Source organism: Zwartia sp. (genome assembly GCF_049655405.1).
In the GTDB taxonomy this organism is placed as follows: domain Bacteria; phylum Pseudomonadota; class Gammaproteobacteria; order Burkholderiales; family Burkholderiaceae_B; genus Zwartia.
On the sequence record NZ_JBASJR010000006.1, the window covers coordinates 88,271 to 113,384 of the forward strand.

Consider the following 25,114-nt stretch of genomic DNA (forward strand, 5'->3'; position numbering starts at 1 on the left):
ACTCGATCACCGTGAAGCGCAACCATCCGGGTTTGATTGCGATTGCAATCGCCATTGCTTTATTTTTATTCCTCTTTTTAATTGGTCCGATTCTAAGCGTCATATACACGGCGTTTACGGATGGTCAAGGCGGCTTTACGCTCTCCCACTTTCTCGCGTTCGCTGAAATTTCTCTCATGCGGGAATCTTTTGCTAACAGCCTGTTTGTAGCCGGCACCACCGTTGCGTGCGCAACAGTCATTGCCATTCCGCTTGCCTATTTGACGATGCGCTTTCAATTCCGGGGCGCGGTCTTGATCCAGACACTCGGTGTACTGCCCTTAGTCATGCCCGCCTTTGTGGGTGCAGCTGCCATGCAATTGATCTTCGGACGTTCGGGTGCGGTCAATCTGATTCTGATGGACAACTTCGGGATCAGCATTCCCGTCATGGAAGGGTTAAGTGGCATTATTTTTGTTGAAACCCTGCATTACTTCCCTTTTATCTTGCTGAATCTTTCTGCTTCACTGGCGACGATCGACTCCTCCATGGAAGAGGCAGGTCAAAATCTGGGCGCCTCTGGTTGGCGTCTATTTAGAAAAGTCATTTTTCCACTTGCGCTACCTGGCTATATCGCCGGAGCCTCTCTTGTATTTATCAAGGTATTCGATGATCTCGGCACGCCACTCGTGCTCAATGTCACCAATATGCTGGCCCCACAGGCCTATCTGCGCGTCACGTCCATTGGTATCGAAGATCCTATCGGCTATGTGATCTGTGTGATCCTTGTAATATTTTCGATCGCGGCGATGGCCGGCTCTTGGTGGTTTGTCAAACGTCGTGACTACGCCTTGGTTTCACGAGGAGGTGCGCAAGCCCCCAAACGCAAACTCACCAACTGGCAAACAGCTCTGGCCTATGGCTGGATTATTGGCATTCTGATGCTTGTTCTGTCACCGCATTTAGGTATCTTGTTGATGTCGCTCTTTAAAGTCTGGAGCTTTAGCGTACTGCCCGAACAATTCACGCTTGTGCACTACGCCACCATCTTTACCGATGCAAAACAAATGATCTGGAACACAATTTTGTATTGTGGCCTGGCCGCGTTTGTCGACATCATCATTGGTGGCGCGATCGCCTATATCGTCATCAGAACCACCATTCCAGGTCGGCAGATTCTCGATCACTTGGTGACCGTTGCCTTAGCCATGCCAGGCCTAGTGCTTGGTATCGGCTATCTACGGGCCTTCCGTGGCATCGAGTTACCTTTCGGCGCCGGAGCATTTACCGCAAGCTGGTTAATTTTTGTGGTGGCATATTCTGTGCGACGCCTTCCTTATGCGCTCCGATCTTGTATGGCAGCACTCACCCAAGTCCATCCTGCGCTCGAAGAGGCCGCTGAAAATATCGGTGCGGGTCGTTGGCGCACGATTCGTAAGATCGTCATCCCCTTAATGATGGGCGGTCTACTCGCAGGCTTTGTCACCAGTTTTATTACTGCGGCAGCTGAAATTTCAGAAACTATTTTGCTGACTAGCAGAGAAAGCCTGGCGCCCATGTCCTATGGAATTTATTTATATTTTCAGTCCATCGCAGGACGGGGACCCGGCGCTGCGCTGAGCGTGGTCGCCATCTCAATCGTTGCGCTCGGCACCTACATGACACATCGACTGGCGGCCGCCGCTACCCCTCATCAAAACGTTGGAAATCGAACATGAAATCGGTCGGTATCGAGATTAAAAATATTGCGCTGTCGTTTGGCTCTACTGCAGTGTTAAAAGACATCTCTCTGAGCATTCAGCCAGGAGAATTTTTTGCACTCTTGGGGCCATCTGGTTCTGGTAAATCAACGCTCTTGCGTCTAATCGCTGGCTTTAACCAACATCAGCATGGAGAGCTGTTGATTGACGGCAAAGATGTGACGGGTACTCAACCTTGGTTGCGAAACGTTGGCATGGTGTTTCAAAACTATGCGCTATGGCCCCACATGACGGTTGCTCAAAACGTAGCCTTTGGTCTCGAAGCGCGCAAACTCCCTGCAGCAGAAATTCGTACCAAGGTGGCGAGTGCACTTGACCTCGTTGATATGGGAAGTCTTGCTAATCGCAGACCTGGTCAACTGTCCGGTGGTCAGCAACAGCGTGTCGCCATCGCTAGAACCCTCGCGATTGAACCTCAGGTTTTATTACTCGACGAGCCACTCTCTAACCTTGACGCTAAGCTTCGTACGCAAACGCGTCAAGAGCTTGTTCTCTTGCAGCGGCGTTTGGGGATCACCACGATTTTTGTGACACACGATCAAGAAGAAGCCTTGACGACATGCCACCGCATCGCAGTCATGGATCAAGGTGTGATTCAGCAAGTCGGTTCTCCGATGGATCTTTTCGATTTTCCGGTTAATCGGTTTGTGGCTCAGTTTGTGGGCTCGGTCAATCTGTTTTCTGGACGTTTTATTACTGAAGGCGATCACCTACGGTTTGACTCTCCAACAATTGGTCTTCTCACTCTGCCAAAAGGCTTAGAGTTGCAAAGCACTGAAATGGATCTTGCCTTTAGACCCCACGCTGTTCGCTTTGTGGAGGATGCACATACTCAATTACAAGATAATCTTGCCCTACAAGGCGTGATTGAAGACTCTGAGTTTCTCGGCGAATTTATCCGCTACGAGGTGCGTGTTGGTCAGGCGATGGTCAAAGCAGATATTCCTCATGCGCGCGGCGCAGCGCCTTTACAGATTGGCGCTCAGATTCATTTGCGCATTCCTGCGCAGGAACTCAGATTTGTTACGGCTTAACTCAGGCCACGGGATCACATCATGCATAGTCGGACATTGACGCAGAGACTCTTCGCTAGCTCGGTTCTGTCTCTCTTGTTAGCAGGATGCGGAGCCCCCACTCCCGTCGTCGAGGCCTATCAGCCAACCATCGCACAAGAAGGTAAAGACGTTGTTTGGATTCCAACACCTACGGACCTAGCTGAACGCCTACTGAAGGCCGCTAAGGTCACTCCCAATGACCTCGTTTACGACCTTGGTGCCGGGGATGGGAAAATTGCGATCATAGCTGCGCAACAATTTAAAGCGACTGCAGTGGGTGTTGAATTCAACCCGGATATGGCTGAATATGCGAGGAAAAATGTTCAACGAGCCGGAGTCTCTGACAAAGTCACCATCATTACAGGCGATATTTTCAAAGAAGATTTCTCCAAAGCATCTGTAGTGACGCTCTATCTCTTACCTGCGCTTAACCTCAAGCTCAGGCCAACATTGCTTGCAATGAAGCCAGGCACACGCGTGGTTTCCAATACCTTTACGATGGGATTGTGGATGGCCGACCAGACCATCCAAGGGGACAATGGCAATATTGGATACTTGTGGATCGTCCCTGCAAACGTTGAAGGGCAATGGTCGATCACGGGGCTACCCGACCTCGGATCATCGCCGGTTCAACTCACCATCCGACAACAGTTCCAAGCACTCAACGGCACCCTGCTCTCAAATGATGGCAAATCCAGTCAACCCATCTCAGGTCGACTCAACGGCTCCAGCTTATCGTTTGAGTATCGTGATCAAACAGGGATGCTTCGTACAGTGGAGGCGACATTGAAGAACGGTGAACTCAAGGGATTTTTGAAGGGTCAGCCCTCCTCGCCCATTACAGCTCAAAAAACCTCTTAAACACCCCAGCCATCCTCACGTATACTCATTAGGCTGACTATTTAAACAATGCTTTTCATACAAATTACGCACGAAGGAGATTCTTTTGACCCACTCAACATTTAAGCGCATCGCCACGACAGTTGCACTAGGCGTTGTAACTGCCAGCACTGCCCTTTTCGCGCAGGCACAAACAGCAGCCACTTATCCTGATCGTCCAGTCAAGATCATGGTTGGTTTTACTGCTGGCGGCACAACAGACGTGATCGCACGTGCAATCGCCAACGAACTGCCAAGCCGCATGAAAGGCGCCAATTTCATCGTTGAAAACAAGCCAGGCGCAGGCGGCAACATTGGTACGGCCGATATCGTCAAAGCAGCCCCTGATGGCTACAGCATTTTGATGGCTTCCGTGGGTCCTTTGACCATCAACCCTTCTTTGCAAAAGCTTGCCTATGACCCAATGAAGGACTTAGTGCCAATCATCTTGGTTGCGGACGTCCCGAATGTCTTGGTGGTCAATCCTGAAAAAGGTATCAAAAACTTTAAAGAGTTTGAGGCTTATGCAAAAGCCAACTCAGGCAAACTCAACTACGCCTCAACCGGTGTCGGTACCTCTGCACACCTGTCGAGCTTTATGTTGATGCAACGCATGGGCATTGACGCGCAACATATTCCTTATAAGGGTGCCGAGGCACTCAACGACTTGTTAGCGGGTCGCACAGACTTTATGTTTGCAACAATTCCCTCTGTTATTGCGCCCATCAAATCAGGCAAACTCATCCCAATCGCTGTGTCTAGCTTAGAGCGTTCACGCTCCATGCCTGAGGTCCCCACTATTGCCGAAAGCGGCTTTCCAGGCTACTCCTCTGGCTCATGGTTCGGCTTGCTCGCGCCCAAGGGCACACCACAAGCGATCGTTGACAAACTGAATGCAGAAGTCAATGCCATTATGCCAAACCTCGAGCAACGTTTCATCGTTGCAGGTGCAGATCCCGTTGGTAAAACACCAGCGTTCTTCGGCGAATTCATGGCAAAAGAAACTGCCAAATGGAAAAAAGTAGTTGAGGATTCGAACGCCGCTTCAAAGCAGTAATTCACGTCCATGTTCAGGATTAGCGTAGCCGCGAGCGTATTGATCGTTCTTGTTAGCGGCTGCGCAACCCAACATGCAGGAACGGAGCAGTACCAACCTCTGATGGCGCAGGGTGGCAAAGACGTCATGTGGATGCCAACCGCCAACAATCTTGTCACCGAAATGCTCGAGGCAGCCCAGGTCACTTCCACCGATGTGGTGGTTGACCTCGGCGCGGGCGATGGCAAAATACCCATTGAAGCGGCTAGACGCTTTGGTGCCCGCGCTGTCGGGATCGAGTTCAATCCCGACCTCGCTGCATTGGCGAGGCGCAATGCTCAGCAAGCAGGTGTTTCTGATCGCGTCACCATTGTGACTGGCGACATATTCCAAGAAGATTTTTCTCACGCGACTGTTGTCACGCTCTATTTACTGACACAACTGAATATCAAGCTCAAACCCACATTGCTTGCAATGAAGCCCGGGACGCGCATTGTTTCCAACACCTTTGCGATGGGCTCGTGGGAGCCAGATGCCACCATCCTTGCAGACGGTGAGGTCTCGGGATTCTTCTGGGTGGTGCCAGCAAAAGTTGAAGGTACCTGGACATTCTCAGGTTTCCCTGACTGGCCAGAAGCGCAAGTCCGCATCAAGCAAAAAAGTCAAAAATTTGATGCTGACATGGTCCTTGATCAAACGCTCTCACAGCGTATTGAAGGCCATTTACGAGGCGCTCAAATCAGCTTTGATTTCAAAGATGATCGCGAGCAGCCACAAACGTTTGTCGGGATCGTCAGCGCAAAGAAAATACATGGGACGATCAAACAGATTCCCGGCAGCGTCGTCATTGCCACGAAAGCGCAATGACGACTGAGCACGAGCATTGATTCATTGACTACTTAATGCTGATGGCTGCTGCTTTGATAATCTTTGACCAGGCCGCAGCCTCGGACTGAACGAGCTCACCCAAAGCAGCGGGGGTGCTGTAGCGCACATCGAGTCCTTGAGGACTGAGTTTCTCAGCAAGCGCAGGATTGGCCAACACTTTTTTCAATACTTCGTTGAGCTTGTTGACTGTTTCCTGAGGCGTGCCTGCTGGTGCAAACAATCCATACCAAGTGGTGTAACCAAACTCAGCCAGACCTGCCTTGGAGATCTCGGGAATACCCATTTTTTCAGCACCTGCACTGGGACCACTCATCCCGATCGCAACCACCGCGCCACGATCAATCAACGGCTTGAGCGAGGGCATGCTGCTGAACAAAGCCTGCACTTCACCAGAAGCCAGATCGGCGATCACCTGCGAAGTTCCTTTGTAAGGAATATGAACGGCATCAATGTTGGCTTGTGACTTGAACATTTCCATACCCAAGTGCGCTGCGCCACCTGTACCAGCTGAACCAAAATTCAACTTACCAGGATTGGCTTTCGCATACTCGATCAGTCCCTTCACCGATTTGACGCCAATTTTTGAGGTCACGACCAGCACATGTGGGCTCGTTGAAATCAGACTTACGGGTGCCAATTGCTTGGTGACCTCGTCAAATTTTCCGGTCAACAAGGGATGAATCACCACTGTTCCAGAAGCCGCAAACAAAAGCGTATGGCCGTCAGCCGTCGCACGGTTCATGCTGTTGAGTGCGACCACACCAGATCCACCAGGCTGATTTTCCACCACTACTGGCTTACCAAGGTCCTCGCCCAATAACCGAGCCACTTCCCGCGCCACGAGATCAGCAGGTCCGCCTGCAGCAAAGGGCACAATAAAAGAAAGAGACTTCGAAGGAAAAACTTGTGCCTGAGCAGTACCAACAATCGTGAGTGCAGCAAACGCCGCAACAAGGAAACGCAAACCAATACGCATATAAAACCCCATAAAATCAAACAAATCTGCTAGACAATGTTACTTGTTAAAACATAGCATAATCATGATTAATATGAATAATGGCAACCTTTTCAGGAGTAATGTCGATGCGCCAAGATTTTAAGCTCCGCCATACTTTAGGACGACTACTCCTCTCCTCCTTTGCGCTTGGCTTTTTCTTATCTAATGGCGCACATGCGCAAGCCGACAAAAAAACCTATGAGCCGACGATTGCTCAGGCAGGCAAGGATGTGATTTGGGTCCCGACACCCAATGATCTGGTCGTCAAAATGCTCGAGACCGCCAAGGTTACGCCGAATGACTTGGTCTATGACCTCGGTGCGGGTGATGGAAAAATTCCTATCCAAGCCGCCCGTCAATTAGGTGCAAGAGCGGTTGGCATTGAGTTCAATCCCGACATGGCAAATTTGGCACGACAACACGCACAGCGCACTGGTGTTGCCGACAAGGTCACCATCGTCACGGGCGATATTTTCGAAGAGGACTTTTCAAATGCGACCGTTGTCACGCTTTATTTATTAACGAGCTTGAACCTCAAGCTCAAACCCACGCTATTAAATATGAAACCCGGCACACGCGTTGTGTCGAATTCCTTCATGATGGGGGCCTGGGAACCCGACCTGATTATCAACCCTGAGGTAGGCGGACGCGGCGTCATCAGTCCCGCAACCGGCGGGCGTGGCTATTATTGGATCGTGCCAGCCAAAGTTCAGGGCGAATGGTCTCTCACCGGCCTGCCGGGCATCACCACCGCACACTTGAGCCTTCAGCAAAAATTTCAAAAAACAGAAGGCACTCTGACTTTTGGTGACAATCGTTCGCAACGCGTAATCGGAAAACTCAATGGCGCTCAACTCACATTGACCTTCAAGGATGCCAACGACAAAGAACAAACCTTTATCGGTGACGTCGCTGGCAAGAAAATACATGCCAGTCTCAAAGAATCACCAACAACAGTCATGACTGCCGTCAAGCTGCACTAGGCATACCGTTTGTAAAAGCATATGCCGACCCGCTTTTTTGATTCATTTAATATGTACGCTTTAAGTACGTGACAGGAAACTCTGGTGTATCCAATTGACTTCTTTTTTAGATCCGCAAAACTCTACCCTGAACGCATTGCCCTGCAAAGTCGCTCGTGCACGCTCACCTATCAAGCACTAGCAGAAAAAGTCAACGCTCTCGCAACCGCCCTACAGGCCATTGATCCACACCCTCAAACGCGTGTGGCAATTTGTGCCGCCAATACTGTCGATCATGCGACTGTAATTCTGGCGGTTCTCGCTTCTGGCAAGATTTGGGTACCGCTCAACGCTCGCAGCACGCAATCTGAGCTCAAACGCATCACGGACATCATCGAGCCCTCCATCGTCATCTCAGATGCAAAAGGAGCGGAGCTACTCGAAGCCAGCGCAGCTTGCTGGTTACGACTCGACGACACTGGCACCGAGCCTGAACACAATGTCGAACACCTCATTTCTCGTTATGCCGGTCAAACACCGAGCGCCAATGAAGCAGGTGAAAACGCTACGCAAGCCATTAAATTTACTGGTGGCACCACGGGTCTTCCAAAAGGCGTTATGCAGCCATATCGCGCATGGACAGCTGGCATCATCAATCAGGTCAGTGGCTGGCAGATTACCCAAGACGATTGCTTTGTGGTGACCGCTCCGGTGACGCATGGCACCTCTACTTATTTGCTTCCCTTGTTGGCAGAAGGCGCGAAACTCTTGTTCTTGGACAAGACAGATCCTGCTTCTGTCATTCAAGCATTCCGTGAACAAGAGGGGACGATGAGCTTTATGCCACCCACCTTGATCTATATGGTGATGGCGCATCCGGGCGTGTCGCGTTCTGATTTTCCAAAGTTGCGCAACTTGATCTATGGCGGCGCACCAATGCCCGCAGAAAAAGTCGATCAACTCAGAGCGTTCTTTGGCGACGTGGTGGGCACCACCTACGGCCAAACAGAAGCACCTCAGATCGTCACAATGATGCGTCCAAGTGGCTTTAAAGATCCGCTCAATCGTGGCTCTGTCGGTCGCTGCACTTGGCTCACCGACATGGCGATCATGTCGCCCGAGGGCAAACTATTGCCAAACGGCGAGGTCGGCGAAGTCGTCGTGCGTGGACATCTCGTGATGGCAGGCTACTGGCGCCTACCTGAAAAGACTGCGGAAACAATCATTGATGGCTGGTTGCATACTGGCGATGTGGGCCTAGTCGATGAGCGAGGCTATCTATTTCTAAAGGATCGTATTCGCGATGTGATCATCACCGGCGGCTTTAACATCTACCCGACTGATGTTGAAAATGTATTGTCACAACACGCAGTTGTATACGAGTGTGCGGTGTTTGGTATGCCTGACGAAAAATGGGGTGAAGCGGTCCATGCCGCGGTTCAACTGCACCCTGGTGTAACTTGTGAACCCGAAGTCTTGATTGCGCATGTCAAACATTTACTCGGTTCAGTACACGCGCCTAAAAAGATTCACTTTTTTGATCAGCTTCCGCGCTCTTCGGTTGGAAAAGTCCTCAAGACAGCCATCCGTGAACATTTAAACTAATTTCATCTCTTTCACTAAAAGAAGAACTCAACATGTCCTCCTCATCCAACAAGCCGACCCCAACAACAAAGTTGTGCACACACACTTTGACGAGCATGAATTACCGCGATGCAGATCTTGTTGAAGATCTGATTGGTAAAAAAACATTCTCAGAAGTGATGTTCATGCAGATCCTGGGGCGCGAACCACGTCCCGTCGATATGCGCATCATGGATGCTGTACTCATCACACTGATGGAACACGGCTTTACACCCAGCGCGATCGCGACCCGAATGATTTATATGAGTGCACCTGAAAACCTGCAAGGTGCGGTGGCTGCAGGCTTGATGGCTGTGGGCAGTCAGTTCGTCGGCACCATGGAAAATAACGCCGTCATTCTTCAACAGATTGTCGACGCTGCCGAGCCAGAAAAATTCACAGAAGCCTTAGTGCTTGAGATTCGCAAAAACAAGCAAAACCTTCCTGGCTTTGGGCATCACTTGCACAAGCCAGATGATCCACGTTCTATCAAGTTACTCGCGCTCACTGAAGCCGAGCCCGATCTGGAGCAAAAGCATGTTCGCGCCTTGCGTTTGTTATCCGCGACGGTCGATCGCGTCTATGGTCGCCACATCACGATCAATGCGACAGGCGCTGTCGCTGCGATGCTGGGTGAAATCGGCATCCCCCCAAAACTGATGCGAGGTTTTGCCGTGATTTCTCGCGCGGCAGGCCTGGTGTCACACATTGCCGAAGAGCAACAAGATCCAGCAGGTCGCTTTATCTGGGACACCATTGATGAAATGATTCCCTATGTCGGAAACGGTCCAGGTACAGGAGACAAATCACATGGCTGAGCGTAGCGTTCTTGTCACAGGCGGCAGCGGCGGTATTGGTCGCGCCATCATTCGCAGATGCCTTGAGGATGGCTATCAGATCATCAACCTCGACCGCGTCGCCCCCGCCACTTTACTCACCGGTGAAACGCATTATCAAGCGGACCTCACGGATGCGCAGGCAACGCGTGACGTCTTGCAAAGGATCACGCGCGATCACAATGTGCTGCGTGTCATCAACAATGCTGGCTTTATTCGTCCCGGCACGCTCGAAGACGCGACCCTTGAGGACTTTGATGCGGTCTGCGCGCTCAATCTGCGTGCCCCCATGCTGGTGGCTCAAGGTCTCCAACCCTTGATGCAGGCAGCTCGCTTTGGTCGAATCATCAATATCTCGAGCCGCGCTGCCCTTGGTAAAGAACTACGCACGGTCTATTCAGCGACTAAAGCTGGTCTGCTTGGCATGACGCGTACATGGGCGCTTGAGCTTGCACCCTTTGGCGTGACAGTCAATGCCATTGGTCCAGGACCCATTGCTACCGAACTGTTCCTCTCCGGCAATCCTCCCGAATCGCCCAAAACGAAAAAAATTCTGGAATCGATTCCGGTCAAACGCATGGGCGAACCAGAAGACATCGCGCACGCAGTGGCCTCACTGCTTGACGATCGTGCAGGTTTCATCACGGGCCAAGTGCTCTACGTCTGTGGTGGCATGACAGTCGGACTCGGACAAGTCGCATGAATGCAAACACCACGGCCGCCATGCGACCCGAGCGTACAGAAAGACTCAAAGGTCGTGTCGCCTTGATACTTGGGGCTGGTACAAGCGCGCCGGGGATCAGCATTGGGAAAGCCAGCTCAATCGCAATGGCCTGCGCGGGTGCTTCAGTGGCCGCGCTCGACTTCAATGTTGACACTGCTCAGGACGTCACCCAAGAGATTTATGCTTTCGGTGGCAAGGCCATCGCTTATCAGGCAGACGTCGCGGACTTCGTTGCGATGCAAACGGCCATCGAGCGAGTCATGCAGGATTTTGGTCGTATCGATATCTTGCAAATCAATGCGGGCATTGGACGCGTGGGTGGTCCCGCCGAAACTTCGCTCGAAGATTGGGATCGCATTCAAAAGGTCAACGTTGAAAGTATCCTGATCGCTGCCAAGCTCGTGGCCCCTATTATGGTCAAGCAAGGCTCTGGCTCGATTATTGGTGTGTCATCGGTCGCGGGCATGCGCTATCTTGGCTATCCCCATCTTGCTTACAGTGTCACAAAAGCAGCCGTCATTCACTTCATCAAGATGCTCGCGCAACAGTACGCGAGTGATGGGATTCGTGCCAACACGATTGTTCCGGGGCTGATCGATACGCCACGTATTCAAAAAAACGTGGCCAAGGTCTTTGATGCCAACGCCGACATGGACAAAACACGTCGGGCGCGCGACCAACAGGTCCCGATGGGGCGTATGGGAACGCCCTGGGAAATCGCATCCGTCGCGACTTTTCTGGCTTCAGATGATGCGTCTTACATCACCGGTACAGAAATAGTCGTCGACGGCGGACTGACGGGCAAGTTTGTTTAATTGGTGCTCATGGGGGTTTTGTCGACAACCTTGCCCCAACGTTCTACTTCTGCCACGATAAAGTTATTGAGCTCTTGGGGGGTGCTAGTCTGCGGCATCGCACCTTCTTTCTCAAAACGCTGACGCAACTCAGGCGACTTCATTGCCTGGCCAATCGCTGCATTTAATTTTGCCACGATGGCCTCAGGTGTGCCCTTTGGTGCGAGGATTGCGTTCCAAGTACTGATGTCATACGTTGGCAAATTAGCAGCCTCGGCAATCGTCGGTACATTCGGCAACTCGCTCGAACGCTGCTTGGTGGTCACACCCAGCGCGATCAGTTTTCCACCCACAACATGCGGCAACGCACCCGGCACTGTTGCGAACGTCATTTGTGTTTCGCCTGCTAGCACGGACGTGTTGGCAGGATTACCGCCCTTGAAGGGAATATGCTCAATCTGGATTTTTGTGGCGTCGTTAAACACTGCTGCAGCCAAGTGTCCAGGTGAACCATTACCGCTTGATGCGTAATTCAGCTTGCCTGGGTTCTTTTTCGCGTACTCAATCAACTCTTTGATTGACTTCACGGGCAAGCTTGGATTGATGACCAACATCAAAGGAATAGAGGCAACCAATGAAACCGGCGCAAAATCCTTAATCGGGTCAAACGTCATTTTTCCGCGATACAACGCGGGATTAATCCCGTGGCTGGCCACTGTTGCCATGTAAAGGGTGTAGCCATCTGGCTTTGATTGAGCGACAAACGCTGCACCAATGTTGCTCGCGGCACCTGGCTTATTGTCAACGATGATGGTTTGACCCAAAATCTTACCCAACTGTTCACCCAGTGAGCGCGCCAAAATGTCGGTCGTACCGCCTGCGGCATAGCCGACCACCAAACGGATCGGGCCATTTGGATAAGCTTGTTGGGCGTGTGCACCTGACATACCGAAGGTCAACGCAACCGCGGACAAGGCGCCAACGGCCCATTTAGCTGTCCTAGCAAAGGGAGTCGAACAATTGCTTTTCATTAGTGTCTCCGTGAAAAAAGTGAACTATACCCAAAATAGGACAGCGGCTGGCGAACAATCATGCGAGAGATGTCGCTTGATCAGTTCGTCTGCAGATTTGCATCTTTGACGATTTTTTTCCAGCGCGGCACATCGACTTCGAGGAATTTAGCGAACTGCTCAGGCGTATCGGTCTTGATATTCCCGCCCTCCTTGGAAAGCTCCTCAACAAGCTTTGGATCTTTCAGGATTTTGACAACTTCTGTGTTGAGGCGACTGATGATGGCAGGTGGTGTGCCTGCAGGAGCCACCAAGCCATACCAGTTCTCAATTTCAAAGCCCGGTACTCCAGCCTCAGCCACGGTGGGTACGTTTGGAAACGCTGGCGATCTCTGACCAGAGGTCACCGCAAACGCACGTATTTTGCCGCCCTCGACATGAGGTTTAATCACAGCCAGTGTGCTGAAGTACATCTCAATACGACCACCGATCATGTCTGTAATCGCAGCAGATTGACCTTTGTAGGGCACATGCACAATTTTGATTTTGGCTTCTGAGCCAAACATTTCACCCGCCAAATGACCTGCCGTTCCTGCGCCAGGTGAACCATAACTCAATGCACCTGGTTTTGCCGCAGCCATGGCGATTAACTCTTTCAGCGTTTTGGCTTGAAGCGTTGCCGGACCAACGATCACAAGTGGCGCTGAAACTAAACGCGTAATCGGTGCAAAGCTTTTAATGGGGTCATAGTTCAAACCGCTTCTCAGTGCAGGCGCAATTCCTAGATTCGCAGCTTGGCCAAACAGGATGGTGTAGCCATCAGGCTTTGATTGCGCCACATACGAAGCTGCAATTGAAGATCCTGCGCCAGGCTTATTTTCGACAATGACTGGCTGATTTAAGGCAATCGAAAGCTTATCTCCAACCGATCGCGCCATCAAATCCGATCCACCACCCGGCGGGAAACCCACCACAATTTTGATCGGTTTATTTGGAAAGTCCTGCGCACTCGCAGTCATCGGCATCGCAACAAACATGCCTCCCGCGACCAATGCTGCAATGCCACGTCCAACATTTTTAAATGTGGATAAAGGTTTGAGTGTCTTTCTTTTCATTCTTTTGTCTCCTATTGATACTGCATCCGTTCAATTTTTTAATTGACTTTGATGCCAGCTTTTTCAACGACTGGCTTGTACATTGCCAAATCACGCTTGATCTCATCGCCAAATTGCGCAGACGTTGCGTTCGCCGCCTCGATACCAGAGCCAAGCAGTTTGGCCTTGACTGCAGGATCTTGCAGCACAGCATTAATTTCTTTGTTCAGTTTCGCGACAATCGCAGCAGGTGTTTTTGCTGGAGCCATGATACCCACCCATGAGTTCAACTCGATACCGGGAATACCCGACTCTTTAAAGGTTGGAATATCAGGATAGGCAGCAGATCGCGTCGCACTTGGTACACCTATCGCCACAAGCTTGCCTGCTTTCAAATGCTGATTAATCGACGCCGCAGATGCAAACGTCAAAGGAATATGTCCCGCCAAAGCATCCGCAACGGCTGGACCACCGCCTTTGTAAGGGACGTGCACAAAGTTGGAATTCGACTGTTGCTTGAGTAACTCACCCGCCAAATGAACAATACTTGCATTGCCTGACGTGCCGTACGACATACCGCCCGGCGTTGAGTTAGCTAGCGCCGCGAGCTCTTTCAGATTTTTAGCGTTGACACTTGGATTAGCCGCCAAGATGATGACCGAGTTACCAATTTTGGCAACAGGTTCAAAATCTTTCAGGGTATCAAAACCAATTTTTGAATACGCATGCGGATTAATGACCAAGGTACCATCCAAGGCCAAGAAAAGCGTATAGCCGTCAGGAGCCGCAGTCGCCACCTGTTGCGCGCCGATGTTGCCCGAAGCACCCGGCTTGTTTTCAACGATGACTTGCTGCCCGAGTCTCTTGGACAAACCCTCCGCCAAGATGCGGCCGCTCGTGTCCGTCACACCACCTGGCGCAAAGGGCACGACAAGCTTGATCGTTTTGGTTGGGTAAGCGTCTGTCGCTTGAGCAAGCGCATGGCCATTCGTCAGCATCGCGCCAGTCATTGCCAGCATCGCGACACAGATTTTTTTGATGTTAAAAGATTGCAGCTTCAATTTTGTCTCCTCAACAAATTTTTATTTCAATGCAACAGCAAAACCACGCTCAACAGCGGGGCGCGCCATGATCATTTCGTACCAGCGTTTAACGTTCGGGAAATCAGCCAAATCCACTTGGTGGCGCGGATGTCTCCAGACCCAGCCCAAGATCGCAAAATCAGCGATTGAGATCTCACCCGCAAAATACGTCTGTTCGGCCAAACGACGATCCATCACGCCGTACAAACGGCGCGTCTCATTCATAAACCGTTGGACGCCATAACGCTTGTCATCCTCATTGGCCAGACCCAAGAAATGGTGGACTTGACCTGGAATCGGACCAAAGCCAGCCATCTGAAACATTAGCCACTCCAGAACAGAAACGCGTGCCGCCCCTTTTGCAGGCAAGAATTTGCCTGTTTTTTCAGCCAAATAAATCAAAATCGCGCCAGATTCAAAGACACTGATTGGTTGACCCTCCGGACCATCACTATCAATGATGGCGGGGATTTTGTTGTTCGGGCTGATTTTCAAAAAAGCCGGTTTGAACTGCTCATCCTTCCCGATGTCGATTGGACTCACGGTATAGGGCAAACCCATTTCCTCGAGTGCCACGGAAATTTTGCGCCCATTGGGGGTGTCAAACGAAAAAAACTGGATCGTCATAAGCAAAAGTCTCTTTATTGGAATGTTTGAATTGCAAGCAGGCAAATATACCTATCTTCATGACTAATGGACACAAACAAGACTAAAACCCTACTTTTTGCGTACTTAAATCAACATTTGTCACACATTCGTTATAATTTTTAACAATTAAGTGCCAGTTTCAATAGGCTTTTAATACCAAATTGGTAACTTTTGCCAGTGAACAAATGCTTAGATTGACTTAGAGCACTCACTTCCCAAGATTTAACATTGACCCCGGAGAAACCATGAAAACGTTCAGTCTTTCAATTGGCGCTTTGTTGTCCACACTGGCGTTCTCCGCCGTGGCACAAAATGCTGACAACTATCCAAGCAAGCCCATCAACATGGTGGTGCCCTTCGCCGCTGGCGGCCCGACTGACAGTGTTGCCCGTTCACTCGCTGAAGCGATGCGCCCGACACTTAAGCAAAGCGTGGTCGTTGAGAACAAAGCCGGTGCCGGCGGCACAGTGGGCAGCTCCTACGTTTCCCGTGCCAATCCAGACGGCTATACCGTTTTGCTGATGCACGTAGGCTTCACCACAGCGCCTTCGCTCTACAAAAAGCCTAACTACAACCCTATCGACGGTTTTGAGCCAATCGGTTTGGTCGTGGACGTCCCGATGACAATCGTCGGACGTTCAGACTTCCCCGCCAACAACATTAAAGAGTTGGTTGAGTACGTCAAAAAGAACAAAGACAAAGTGTCGCTGGCGAATGCCGGTATTGGTGCTGCCTCACATTTGTGCGGCGTGATGTTTGCCAACGGCGTGGGCGTCGATTTGTTGACGGTTCCTTACAAAGGCACGGGCCCAGCAATGAACGACCTGGTGGGCAAGCAAGTTGATTTGTTGTGCGACCAGACGACCAACACCACTCAGCAAATCAAAGCCAAAACAATCAAAGCATATGCTGTCACCAGCAAAGAGCGTGTGGCAACATTGCCAGACCTGCCCACCATGGATGAGTCAGGCTTTAAAGACTTCCAAGTCGGTATCTGGCACGGTATGTGGGTACCTAAAAACACCCCCGCTCCCGTTCGTGCCAAGCTGCTCGAAGCCCTCCAAGCCGGATTGGCTGATCCAAAGTTCCAGGAACGCATGTCCGGTCTGGGTGCACAGGTCTTGACCAAAGATGCCAACCCAGCCGCACTGGATGCAAAAGTGAAGCAGCAAGTCCCACAATGGGCTGAGTTGTTCAAGAAAGCAGGCGTCGAGGCTCAATAAAATAGCCTGAACGTCCAAGTATGCGCGCCAGGAGTTTCTTACCTCCTGGCGCTTTTTCTTGTTTAAAACCTAGGACATACCCGATAGGACAGCGTCCTGTCTCGGGCTGCTTTAAAATTAACAGTTCGAAAGTCCAATTGGAGATTCCGCATGCTAACGATCCTAGCAGCGATGATGCGGTCCATTAATACTGTGAACAAAGCCGTGGGCAACATTTTTGCCTGGCTCTCTGTTGCAGTCGTCTTGGTCTGCTTTGCAGTTGTCGTTGAACGCTACTTTTTTTCAACGACCCGACTCTGGATGCAAGACTTATATGTCTGGCTCAATGGTGTCATGTTCACCGCAGTAGCAGGCTTTGCATTATTTAGAGAAGATCACGTCAGGGTTGATATTTTTTATCGTCCCGCCGCCCCGAAGAAAAAAGCCATTGCCGACTTAGTCGGAGTTTGCTTTTTTCTTTTTCCATTTATGTTCGCGGTTTACTTCATCGGTATGCCATACGTACAGCGCTCTTGGCGCCTCATGGAAAATTCAGCCAACGTTGGCGGCATGCCAGGGCTCTACGTCTTGAAAACTTTTATTCTCGTTTTTGTGGCGCTAGTCGCCCTGCAAGGTCTTGCCATGGCGATCCGATCAATACTTGTACTGGCCAAACGTGAGGATCTCATTCCTCAAGATTTCCGTTACCCCACGATCGCGCAAGCGACAGGCAAGGAGTAATGGAAATGGATTACGTACTCATTGGCGAGATTCTTGCAGGACTGATGTTTTTCGGCGTGATTGGCATGCTGATGCTCGGCTTTCCTGTCGCTTTTTCACTTGCTGGCACTTCCCTTATTTTTGGCGCAGTCGGCTACTACTTTGAGGTTTTTGATTTTTCAAACCTCGCGTCCCTTGCTGGACGCTATATTGGCTTTATGACCAACGAAGTGCTGGTGTCCGTCCCGCTTTTTGTTTTCATGGGCGTGATGCTTGAGCGGTCAAAAATTGCTGAACAATTACTGCTGACAATGGGCAAACTGTTTGGCAATATTCGCGGCGGCCTAGGAATTTCAGTCATTTTGGTGGGTGCACTGCTGGCGGCCTCAACAGGTGTCGTCGGCGCAACTGTCGTGACGATGGGCCTGATCTCTTTGCCCGCCATGCTTAGAGCGGGATATGACCCCAAGCTCGCAAGTGGCGTGATTTGTGCCTCAGGCACCTTAGGCCAGATCATTCCGCCCTCGACCGTGCTGATCTTTATGGCCGACATGTTGGCAGGGATCAATTCTCAAGTACAGATGGCGAAAGGTAACTTTGCACCCAATCCCGTCTCAGTCGGCGATCTGTTCGCAGGCGCGTTTATCCCAGGCATGATGCTTGTGTTGCTTTACCTCGGATGGATGATTTTTAAAGCCATCACCGACCCAAAATCTTGCCCCGCCACTCCATTCAGTGACGAAGAGAAAAAAGGCATTTTCAAAGAAGTCATGACGGCGATGGTGCCGCCACTGATGCTCATCATTGCAGTGCTGGGCTCCATTCTTGCGGGTATCGCAACACCAACGGAAGCGGCATCTGTTGGTGCTGTTGGTGCAACGCTCTTAGCAGCACTTCGTTGGCGCTTATCCTGGACAGTGTTGCGAGAGGCCGCGATCTCAACGGCCACCATTACCTCGATGATTTTCATCATCTTGTTCGGTGCCTCTGTATTTTCGATTGTTTTCCGTCAAATGGGCGGTGACAATCTGGTGCATGAGTTTCTCTCAGGACTGCCCGGCGGTGCGATTGGCGCAATGGTCGTTGTGATGCTCATCATGTTCGTCCTCGGCTTCATCTTGGACACATTTGAAATCATCTTTATCGTGATTCCAATTACAGCCCCAATCCTGCTCATGCTGGGACTCGATCCTATCTGGCTGGGTGTGATGGTCGGTGTCAACTTGCAAACAAGCTTTCTGACACCTCCGTTCGGTTTCTCGCTTTTTTACCTGAGAGGTGTTGCGCCCAATAGCGTATCGACCGGCATGATTTACAAAGGTGTGATCCCCTTTGTTTGTTTGCAGGTGGTGGCTGTCGCCCTACTGTTCATCTTTCCCGAGCTTGTCACCTGGCTCCCTAAGCTGCTCTACTAGTCAGGTTTTGCGCGAGCCCTCAAGCTCGCGCACGACAACAAAAAGCCCTGCGATCCAACAGATCGCAGGGCTTTTTGTTACTAATTTAACGATATTAAATCTTAAAGTACTTGCTGCGAGCTGCAATGAACTGCGCGTCCGTACCTTCAGTCTTAATGCGGACAGTATTCAGCGCCTTTACGTAGCTTTCAGCTGTCTTCTTGGTCAAGGCGTCACCCTTGTCGCGAATCGATGTCATCAGCTCTGCAGAAGCTTTTGCAGCCGCCTCAACAACGCTGTCAGGAAACTGGGGAATCGCTTTCACGCCGTGCTCTTTAATCAGCACCTCGAGCGCACGCGGATCATTTGCAGCAAAGTCCGATGCGACTTGATCGTATTCGGCCTGGCATACGTCACGCACCAAGTCTTGCAAGCTCTTTGGCAAAGCTTGGTATTTCTTTTTGTTCACCACCAACTCTGTTGCCAGACCTGGCTCAATGAAGCTTGAGGTGTAATAAATCTTGCGTGCTTTGTAAAAACCAAGCGCGAGATCGTTATAGGGGCCCACAAACTCAGCGGCGTCCAAGGCGCCAGACTGCAGGGCCTGGAAAATTTCACCAGCCGCCATGTTCGTGACAGAAGCACCCAACTTGCCCCACACCTGACCACCTAGGCCCGGAGTACGGAAACGCAAACCTTTGATGTCATCCAAGCTCTGGATCTCTTTAGGGAACCAGCCGCCTGCTTGGGTGCCCGTATCGCCGGACAAAAAGCCCTGGAGACCGAACTGGTCATAGACCTCATCCCAAATTTGCTGGCCGCCCAAATAACGAATCCACGCTGCGAGTTCGCGGCTGGTCATACCGAAGGGCACGCCTGTAAAAAAAGACAGACCAACACTCTTGTTTTGCCAGTAGTAAGCCGCGCCGTGTGACATCTCGGCACCACCATCAATGACAGCGTCAATGGATTGCAGTGCGGGAACCAATTCACCAGCTGAATACACCTGTACAGTCAGTTGACCACCCGAGGCTGCGGTAATCCGATCAGCCAAACGCTGGGCACCGACGCCCATGCCGGGGAAGTTCTTGGGCCATGTGGTGACCATGCGCCATGTGATTTTACGTTGTGCGACTGCAGGTGCTGCAACCGTTGAAAGACCGGCAGCGCCGGCAATACCTGCTTTAGTAATAAATGATCTGCGGTTCATCATGGCGGTATCTCCGTCGTCCCAAAAATGTAAAAAGGAATGATTAATCAACCGTCATTATATTGCGCTTGATTAAAGCAAAACCTAGGAAAACCCTAGGTTTTGGACGGAAAGTACTATTTACATTCCCCCCGCATACCAATTGGCAGGCGGGGGGAACAACAATTTGCCTCACTCCAATCAAGGGGTTTAGGACAAGGCAAAGTCACCCGATGTCAGTGTCACCGGATCGACACCCGGCAAGGCAATCGCCATTTCGGCAGGATGACCTCCAGAAACATTTCCGTCTAGGTCAATCATCACCATGGTGCCATTGGCATCAGACTCTGCCCAAACTGAAAAAGCTGTCGGCTCTTGAGCAAACTGCAAAACAGAACCAAGAGATACCAAGTCGATGACGTCCTCACAGCTTTGAAAATCGGCAATCGTCTCAATTCTCTGCTCTGATGATGCGAGCTGTACATCGCTCTCGCTGCCCTCATCATGCTCATGATCATCGTGGTCGTCTCCATGATCACCACCACCCTCACCACCACGTGCAGGCGCATCAGAACGTGAGGTGTACACAAAGGTGTCCGGACCATTTCCGCCTATCAGCATGTCAGGACCTGCTCCACCTGTCAGGATGTCCTGACCATTACCTCCATTCAAGATATCTGGACCACCATCACCCATCAGCGTGTCTTTGCCATTTTCACCAAATAAGATATCTGGCCCCCCACCGCCGGACACGGTGTCTTTTCCGTTACTTGCAATAACGGTCTGAGCGCCACCACCGGCGATGATCGTATCAGCTTGATTGGTGCCATAAATGATCTGTGTCTCATGATCTTCATGATCTTCATGATCTTCATGATCCTCATGCTCATCACCGCCATCATCCGTCACTGCAGAAGCCAACACCTCTGAGGACGCCAGAGAAAGTTCAGGAGACGCGAGCGTGACAGGAGGGTCGATCTCGACGGCAACCATCTCGTGCATGAAATTAATGACTGCTCGCGCATCATCAACAGCCTGAGCAAAATCATTCACGCCTGAAGAAGTTGCATCTGCTATCTCAAACACTGCTGGGTCTGCAGAAGCCTGAATATACTGATCCAACCAATCCGCATTCGCAAACACCGCATCCATGACTGTCGCCTGTACACGTTCAAGGTTGCTTGGGTCACCATCGGTATCCTCATACCACTGCAACCAAATGTTTTCGTACTGTGCCACGCGGTCATAGTGATAAGTTTCACCCGATACATTTGAAAAATCGAAATAGTCCACGGCAATTTGTCCGCCGACTTGAGTCACTTCGTTTACCCCAAGCGTTGTATTCTCATACAGCACTGCATCCAGAGATACTGGCAGAGATTTAGAAAATGCGGCGCCTAACAAACTAGAGGGATCCCAAGCCGGGTCGAGCAAGTTTGGTCCTGCCAATGCTTGAAACTCCTCTGGCCAAAACTCCACTACATCCGGCCAAGATGACTCACCACCCGCAGTCATCAAATATTTGTAAAGGGCAAGATTTTCAAGGGGTGAATCAATTGTTGTGCCATCACAGACAATCCGACCTGCAGGATCGGTATCAATCACAGCTGCGGCCTCAATTTTTTCCAAGGCGGCAGCGAGAGATTTATCCATGACTTTGTCTGGAGCTCTCGCAACGTTTGCTCGCTCAAGCTCCACCTCTTGCACATAGGGTAATGAAGCTGCGGGAATTTCATAATCTCCATCAACGTTTTGTTCGAAGTAAATCAAACTTCCATTGCTACCTACGAGAATGAACTGACCATTTTCATCCAAGACTGGCTCACCACTTCCACCCCCATTCGCGGGATCAACGTCTCTGAGCAGCACATACTGATCCCCAAAAAGATCTCCTTTTTTAGTTCCTGCACCAGGTGGCTTTCCGCCCCCCATCCCACCACCACCCCCCTCACCGCCACCACCACCGCCACCGCCACTTCCACTTCCACCGCCGCCGCCTCCACCACCTCCGCTACCTGGACCTCGGGCGGCAATGCTCACACTTTCGTAAGGTGACACATATTCCAAATCACCAGGCTCCTTCGCTGAACCGTTGTGATGACCTTTCAGCGAATTCATTTGCTTTTTCATTCGATATCTCCTTGATTTCAATCGAAGCTGACCGCGACAATGTCGTAACAGTCGATTCATTGTGAGCCGCAGAGTTAAATATGAAAATTCAACAGCGGGATGCTTTTCCCTATCTCTAAAGAGCTATGCAAAAACCTATCTAGACACACACTTCAGACTCTATACTTCGGACTGCAGTTACCAAGAACTATGATCGGTCGCATCGACCGCTATATATCCACCGTCGAAATCAAGTGATACTGCCTTATGGATTCATTTACCACCCGTCCGGAAATTGTTGGCACTTTTGGTGTGGTCTCATCGACACACTGGCTGGCTTCTCAAACTGCGATGTCAATCTTGGAGCGTGGCGGCAATGCCTTCGATGCAGCCGTGGCCGGTGGATTTGTCCTGCAGGTCGTCGAGCCCCACCTCAACGGACCAGGTGGTGAAGTCCCTTTAATGCTGTGGAGTGAAAAAGAACAGCGGATGCGGGTGATTTGCGGCCAAGGGTGCGCGCCTGCACTGGCAACGCCCGAGTACTTTCGGAAAAAGGGACTGGGACTCATTCCAGGAATCGGTCTATTGCCCGCAACCGTTCCGGGTGCCTGGGGTGCCTGGATGACGATGCTGCGCGACTACGGCAGCATGTCTCTTGCCGAGGTGCTGGCACCCGCCATTGGTTATGCGGAAAAAGGATTTCCACTTGTCCCGCGCGTCGTTCAAGCCATCACTGCGGTGCAAGATCTCTTTCGCTCCGAATGGCATAGTTCCCGCGATGTCTGGCTTCCCAAGGACAAGGTGCCCGCACCTGGTTCACTCTTTCAGTCCACTGCACTTGCCAAGACGTACCGGAAAATAATCGAACAAGCTGAAACGCAAGGCGGCACAGATCGCGTCAAACAAATCGAGGCTGCGCTAGACATTTGGTATCGCGGTTTTGTGGCGCGGGCGATCGACGATTACTACACGTATGCAGAAATCAGAGATACCACCGGCGAACGCAACAAAGGTCTTTTGCGTTATGACGATCTCGCCAACTGGCAAGCCACCTATGATGAGCCGATCACTGTCGAGTTTGGTCGCTATACCGTCGCGAAATGCGGCGTATGGTCGCAAGGCGCGACCTTCTTGCAACAGCTCACGATCCTGCGAAATGCAGAGTTACAAAAACATGCGCCAGACTCTTTCGAGTTTGTGCACCATGTCGCCGAAGCAGCCAAACTCGCACTGGCAGACAGAATGGTCTGGCTCGGTGATCCGGATTTTGTTGACGTCCCGCTTGCAACAATGCTGAGCACGGACTATGGCAAGCAACGCTTTGCGCAAATTGCGGCACTTGCATCTAAAGACTTACGACCTGGCCAGCCTGACGGTCGTCAGCCCGCGATGCCTGACCTGGAACTCGGCGAACGCATCCTGGCAATCTCGGATACACGCTATGGCATTGGCGAGCCCACCTTTGCAGCTCTGCCACCCGTGCGCGAATGGGCAGACAAAGAAATTTTCGTCGGTGACACCTGTCATTTAAGTGTGATCGATCAACAGGGCAATATGGTTTCGTCCACGCCCTCTGGAGGGTGGCTTTCCTCCAGCCCGGTCATTCCAGAGCTGGGATTTTCCATCAATACTCGACTACAGATGACCTGGATTGATGAAGGCCTCGCAAGCCAGCTCCAGCCCGGCAAGCGCCCCACCACCACGCTGTCACCCTCAATGGCTTTACGCGATGGCAAACCCTATATGGCGTTTGGTACGCCAGGCGGAGACCAACAAGACCAGTGGACATTGATTTTCTTTTTGCGTCATGCACTCTATGGCATGAATCTGCAAGAAGCCATTGAGGCGCCATCGTGGCATTTGGATCACTACCCCTCGTCATTTTGGCCGCGCACCACTACACTCAACAAAATCACGCTCGAAGCGCGCATGCCCGAAGCGACGATTGCACAACTCAAACAAGCTGGCCACGACGTCAAGGTCGGTGCGGCATGGTCCGAAGGTCGTATTTCAGCTTGCACACGCGAGCCGGGGTTGAATGGTCAACTCCTATTACGCGCAGGCGCCAATCCTCGCGGTATGCAAGGCTATGCAGTCGGTCGCTGACACGCACAAACATTGCAGTACTTATTTTTTAAATTTAGTTAAAGACGGAGTTACATATGAACAAACATCTCACTCGCCTGTTCGCTGCAAGCGTATTTTCTTGCGCAGCCCTCACGACCGCTTATGCAGCATACCCAGACAAGACCGTATCCGTTGTGGTGCCCTGGGCACCGGGCGGCTCTACAGACATTTTGGCGCGTATGTTGTCAGAAAATTTGACAAAAACACTGGGTCAAACATTTGTCGTTGAAAACAAGCCCGGTGCCTCCGGCAACATTGGCTCCAACACGGTTGCCAAAGCCAAGCCCGACGGCTACACCTTGCTCGTGGGCTCGATGAGTACCCATGCCATGAACGGCGCACTGTTTTCAAAAATGCCTTTTCATCCTGTCGATGATTTCACGCCCATTGCTCTGATCGCTCTGGTCACCAACACCATGGTGACCAATGCTGCCGTCCCCGCCAAAACCGTGCCTGACCTGATTGCCTACGCAAAAGCCAATCCTGGCAAACTCAATTACGCCTCCGCTGGCGTCGGCTCCACAAATCACATTAGCGCCGCCATGTTTGAGAAAGCCGCTGGCATCACGATGAATCACGTACCGTACAAAGGTGGCGCACCAGCAGTGCTCGATACAGTCTCTGGCCAAACTCAGGTGCTTTTTAGCGCAGGCACGCAGACTTTGCCTCATGTCAAGACGGGCAAGCTCAACCTCGTTGCCGTCACTGAAGATAAACGTGCAGAGTTATTGCCCAACACACCAACTGTTGCGGAAACACTGCCCGGTTACGAAATGGTCGTTTGGTATGGTGTGTTTGGCCCGAAAAACTTACCTGCGGACATCACTGCCAAACTGAATGCAGAGATCAACAAAACGCTCGCCCAAGCCGCCGTGATTGAAAAAATGCGCGGCATTGGCGTCGAAGTCGTTCAGTCCACCCCAGAAGGTTTCTCTAAAACCCTCAAGGCGGATACCGATCGCTATACCAAGCTCATCAAAGAGCTGAACATTTCAGCTGAGTAAAA

At 51.2% G+C, this 25,114-nt stretch carries 22 protein-coding genes; 15 read left to right on the forward strand and 7 right to left on the reverse strand.

The features are described 5' to 3' along the window. The first annotated feature begins 11 nt into the window (after positions 1-11). From WBJ47_RS03520 to WBJ47_RS03540, 5 genes are all read left to right on the forward strand, one after another. A complete protein-coding gene (locus WBJ47_RS03520) occupies positions 12-1,697 on the forward strand; it encodes an ABC transporter permease (RefSeq protein ID WP_422245449.1) in 1,686 nt (561 codons plus the stop codon). Further along, entirely contained in the window at positions 1,694-2,773 is a 1,080-nt protein-coding gene (locus WBJ47_RS03525; RefSeq protein WP_422245447.1) for an ABC transporter ATP-binding protein, read from the forward strand. Before WBJ47_RS03520 ends, WBJ47_RS03525 begins: the two co-directional genes overlap by 4 nt. 21 nt (positions 2,774-2,794) lie before the next feature. Then, positions 2,795-3,655, forward strand: a complete 861-nt coding sequence (locus WBJ47_RS03530; RefSeq protein WP_422245445.1) for a methyltransferase domain-containing protein — start codon at positions 2,795-2,797, stop codon at positions 3,653-3,655. A gap of 85 nt (positions 3,656-3,740) precedes the next feature. Next, on the forward strand, positions 3,741-4,730 hold the full coding sequence (locus tag WBJ47_RS03535; RefSeq protein ID WP_422245443.1) for a Bug family tripartite tricarboxylate transporter substrate binding protein: 990 nt from the start codon (positions 3,741-3,743) through the stop codon (positions 4,728-4,730). Between the two features lie 9 nt (positions 4,731-4,739). Beyond that, complete coding sequence (locus tag WBJ47_RS03540; protein WP_422245441.1) at positions 4,740-5,576, forward strand: SAM-dependent methyltransferase; 837 nt, start codon at positions 4,740-4,742, stop codon at positions 5,574-5,576. A gap of 28 nt (positions 5,577-5,604) precedes the next feature. Here WBJ47_RS03540 and WBJ47_RS03545 read toward each other — a convergent pair whose 3' ends face one another. Continuing rightward, complete coding sequence (locus WBJ47_RS03545) at positions 5,605-6,573, reverse strand: Bug family tripartite tricarboxylate transporter substrate binding protein (protein ID WP_422245439.1); 969 nt, start codon at positions 6,571-6,573, stop codon at positions 5,605-5,607. A gap of 107 nt (positions 6,574-6,680) precedes the next feature. Between WBJ47_RS03545 and WBJ47_RS03550 the strand changes: the two genes are divergently transcribed. The 5 genes from WBJ47_RS03550 (at position 6,681) to WBJ47_RS03570 (ending at position 11,554) form a co-directional block, all read left to right on the forward strand. Then, a complete protein-coding gene (locus WBJ47_RS03550; RefSeq protein WP_422245438.1) occupies positions 6,681-7,577 on the forward strand; it encodes a methyltransferase domain-containing protein in 897 nt (298 codons plus the stop codon). Positions 7,578-7,661: 84 nt separating this feature from the next. Next, positions 7,662-9,161 (forward strand): class I adenylate-forming enzyme family protein, encoded by a 1,500-nt coding sequence (locus tag WBJ47_RS03555; RefSeq protein ID WP_422245437.1) that lies wholly within the window; start codon positions 7,662-7,664, stop codon positions 9,159-9,161. A gap of 32 nt (positions 9,162-9,193) precedes the next feature. Continuing rightward, positions 9,194-9,997 (forward strand): citryl-CoA lyase, encoded by an 804-nt coding sequence (locus WBJ47_RS03560; protein ID WP_424585302.1) that lies wholly within the window; start codon positions 9,194-9,196, stop codon positions 9,995-9,997. Continuing rightward, a complete protein-coding gene (locus tag WBJ47_RS03565; protein ID WP_422245434.1) occupies positions 9,990-10,718 on the forward strand; it encodes an SDR family oxidoreductase in 729 nt (242 codons plus the stop codon). The genes WBJ47_RS03560 and WBJ47_RS03565 overlap by 8 nt, the downstream gene beginning before the upstream one ends. Continuing rightward, positions 10,715-11,554 carry an SDR family NAD(P)-dependent oxidoreductase gene (locus WBJ47_RS03570; protein ID WP_422245433.1) on the forward strand — a complete coding sequence of 280 codons (840 nt, stop codon included), beginning with the start codon at positions 10,715-10,717 and terminating at the stop codon, positions 11,552-11,554. The genes WBJ47_RS03565 and WBJ47_RS03570 overlap by 4 nt, the downstream gene beginning before the upstream one ends. On the opposite strand, the gene WBJ47_RS03575 is transcribed toward WBJ47_RS03570, so the two are convergent. From WBJ47_RS03575 to WBJ47_RS03590, 4 genes are all read right to left on the reverse strand, one after another. After that, a complete protein-coding gene (locus WBJ47_RS03575) occupies positions 11,551-12,564 on the reverse strand; it encodes a Bug family tripartite tricarboxylate transporter substrate binding protein (protein ID WP_422245431.1) in 1,014 nt (337 codons plus the stop codon). The genes WBJ47_RS03570 and WBJ47_RS03575 overlap by 4 nt on opposite strands. A gap of 80 nt (positions 12,565-12,644) precedes the next feature. After that, complete coding sequence (locus tag WBJ47_RS03580) at positions 12,645-13,658, reverse strand: Bug family tripartite tricarboxylate transporter substrate binding protein (RefSeq protein ID WP_422245429.1); 1,014 nt, start codon at positions 13,656-13,658, stop codon at positions 12,645-12,647. A gap of 38 nt (positions 13,659-13,696) precedes the next feature. Next, positions 13,697-14,698 carry a Bug family tripartite tricarboxylate transporter substrate binding protein gene (locus WBJ47_RS03585; protein WP_422245428.1) on the reverse strand — a complete coding sequence of 334 codons (1,002 nt, stop codon included), beginning with the start codon at positions 14,696-14,698 and terminating at the stop codon, positions 13,697-13,699. A gap of 21 nt (positions 14,699-14,719) precedes the next feature. Then, positions 14,720-15,346, reverse strand: a complete 627-nt coding sequence (locus WBJ47_RS03590) for a glutathione S-transferase family protein (RefSeq protein WP_422245427.1) — start codon at positions 15,344-15,346, stop codon at positions 14,720-14,722. 266 nt (positions 15,347-15,612) lie between these two features. Between WBJ47_RS03590 and WBJ47_RS03595 the strand changes: the two genes are divergently transcribed. From WBJ47_RS03595 to WBJ47_RS03605, 3 genes are all read left to right on the forward strand, one after another. Beyond that, a complete protein-coding gene (locus tag WBJ47_RS03595; RefSeq protein WP_422245426.1) occupies positions 15,613-16,590 on the forward strand; it encodes a tripartite tricarboxylate transporter substrate binding protein BugD in 978 nt (325 codons plus the stop codon). 150 nt (positions 16,591-16,740) lie between these two features. Then, a complete protein-coding gene (locus tag WBJ47_RS03600) occupies positions 16,741-17,310 on the forward strand; it encodes a TRAP transporter small permease subunit (RefSeq protein WP_422245425.1) in 570 nt (189 codons plus the stop codon). 5 nt (positions 17,311-17,315) lie between these two features. Further along, on the forward strand, positions 17,316-18,704 hold the full coding sequence (locus tag WBJ47_RS03605) for a TRAP transporter large permease (protein WP_424585303.1): 1,389 nt from the start codon (positions 17,316-17,318) through the stop codon (positions 18,702-18,704). Between the two features lie 94 nt (positions 18,705-18,798). Here WBJ47_RS03605 and WBJ47_RS03610 read toward each other — a convergent pair whose 3' ends face one another. Together WBJ47_RS03610 and WBJ47_RS03615 are read right to left on the reverse strand one after the other, a co-directional pair. After that, positions 18,799-19,896: a TRAP transporter substrate-binding protein gene (locus tag WBJ47_RS03610; RefSeq protein WP_422245892.1), complete on the reverse strand. Its 1,098-nt coding sequence runs from the start codon at positions 19,894-19,896 to the stop codon at positions 18,799-18,801. Between the two features lie 186 nt (positions 19,897-20,082). After that, complete coding sequence (locus WBJ47_RS03615; RefSeq protein ID WP_422245891.1) at positions 20,083-22,002, reverse strand: calcium-binding protein; 1,920 nt, start codon at positions 22,000-22,002, stop codon at positions 20,083-20,085. Between the two features lie 246 nt (positions 22,003-22,248). Here WBJ47_RS03615 and WBJ47_RS03620 point away from each other — a divergent pair, with 246 nt between their 5' ends. Both WBJ47_RS03620 and WBJ47_RS03625 read left to right on the forward strand, forming a co-directional pair. Then, positions 22,249-24,087 (forward strand): gamma-glutamyltransferase family protein, encoded by a 1,839-nt coding sequence (locus tag WBJ47_RS03620; protein ID WP_422245889.1) that lies wholly within the window; start codon positions 22,249-22,251, stop codon positions 24,085-24,087. A 56-nt stretch (positions 24,088-24,143) separates the two neighbouring features. After that, entirely contained in the window at positions 24,144-25,112 is a 969-nt protein-coding gene (locus WBJ47_RS03625; RefSeq protein WP_422245888.1) for a Bug family tripartite tricarboxylate transporter substrate binding protein, read from the forward strand. Positions 25,113-25,114: the final 2 nt, after the last annotated feature.

Excerpts from the sequence above, each read along its gene's own strand:
- WBJ47_RS03525 (WP_422245447.1), top strand. The coding sequence starts at position 1,694 with ATGAAATCGGTCGGTATCGAGATTAAAAATATTGCGCTGTCGTTTGGC.
- WBJ47_RS03625 (WP_422245888.1), top strand. The coding sequence starts at position 24,144 with ATGAACAAACATCTCACTCGCCTGTTCGCTGCAAGCGTATTTTCTTGC.
- WBJ47_RS03610 (WP_422245892.1), bottom strand. The coding sequence starts at position 19,896 with ATGATGAACCGCAGATCATTTATTACTAAAGCAGGTATTGCCGGCGCT.
- WBJ47_RS03615 (WP_422245891.1), bottom strand. The coding sequence starts at position 22,002 with ATGAAAAAGCAAATGAATTCGCTGAAAGGTCATCACAACGGTTCAGCG.
- WBJ47_RS03575 (WP_422245431.1), bottom strand. The coding sequence starts at position 12,564 with ATGAAAAGCAATTGTTCGACTCCCTTTGCTAGGACAGCTAAATGGGCC.
- WBJ47_RS03550 (WP_422245438.1), top strand. The coding sequence starts at position 6,681 with ATGCGCCAAGATTTTAAGCTCCGCCATACTTTAGGACGACTACTCCTC.
- WBJ47_RS03560 (WP_424585302.1), top strand. The coding sequence starts at position 9,194 with ATGTCCTCCTCATCCAACAAGCCGACCCCAACAACAAAGTTGTGCACA.
- WBJ47_RS03590 (WP_422245427.1), bottom strand. The coding sequence starts at position 15,346 with ATGACGATCCAGTTTTTTTCGTTTGACACCCCCAATGGGCGCAAAATT.
- WBJ47_RS03540 (WP_422245441.1), top strand. The coding sequence starts at position 4,740 with ATGTTCAGGATTAGCGTAGCCGCGAGCGTATTGATCGTTCTTGTTAGC.
- WBJ47_RS03620 (WP_422245889.1), top strand. The coding sequence starts at position 22,249 with ATGGATTCATTTACCACCCGTCCGGAAATTGTTGGCACTTTTGGTGTG.
- WBJ47_RS03600 (WP_422245425.1), top strand. The coding sequence starts at position 16,741 with ATGCTAACGATCCTAGCAGCGATGATGCGGTCCATTAATACTGTGAAC.
- WBJ47_RS03565 (WP_422245434.1), top strand. The coding sequence starts at position 9,990 with ATGGCTGAGCGTAGCGTTCTTGTCACAGGCGGCAGCGGCGGTATTGGT.
- WBJ47_RS03545 (WP_422245439.1), bottom strand. The coding sequence starts at position 6,573 with ATGCGTATTGGTTTGCGTTTCCTTGTTGCGGCGTTTGCTGCACTCACG.
- WBJ47_RS03605 (WP_424585303.1), top strand. The coding sequence starts at position 17,316 with ATGGATTACGTACTCATTGGCGAGATTCTTGCAGGACTGATGTTTTTC.
- WBJ47_RS03570 (WP_422245433.1), top strand. The coding sequence starts at position 10,715 with ATGAATGCAAACACCACGGCCGCCATGCGACCCGAGCGTACAGAAAGA.
- WBJ47_RS03595 (WP_422245426.1), top strand. The coding sequence starts at position 15,613 with ATGAAAACGTTCAGTCTTTCAATTGGCGCTTTGTTGTCCACACTGGCG.
- WBJ47_RS03530 (WP_422245445.1), top strand. The coding sequence starts at position 2,795 with ATGCATAGTCGGACATTGACGCAGAGACTCTTCGCTAGCTCGGTTCTG.
- WBJ47_RS03580 (WP_422245429.1), bottom strand. The coding sequence starts at position 13,658 with ATGAAAAGAAAGACACTCAAACCTTTATCCACATTTAAAAATGTTGGA.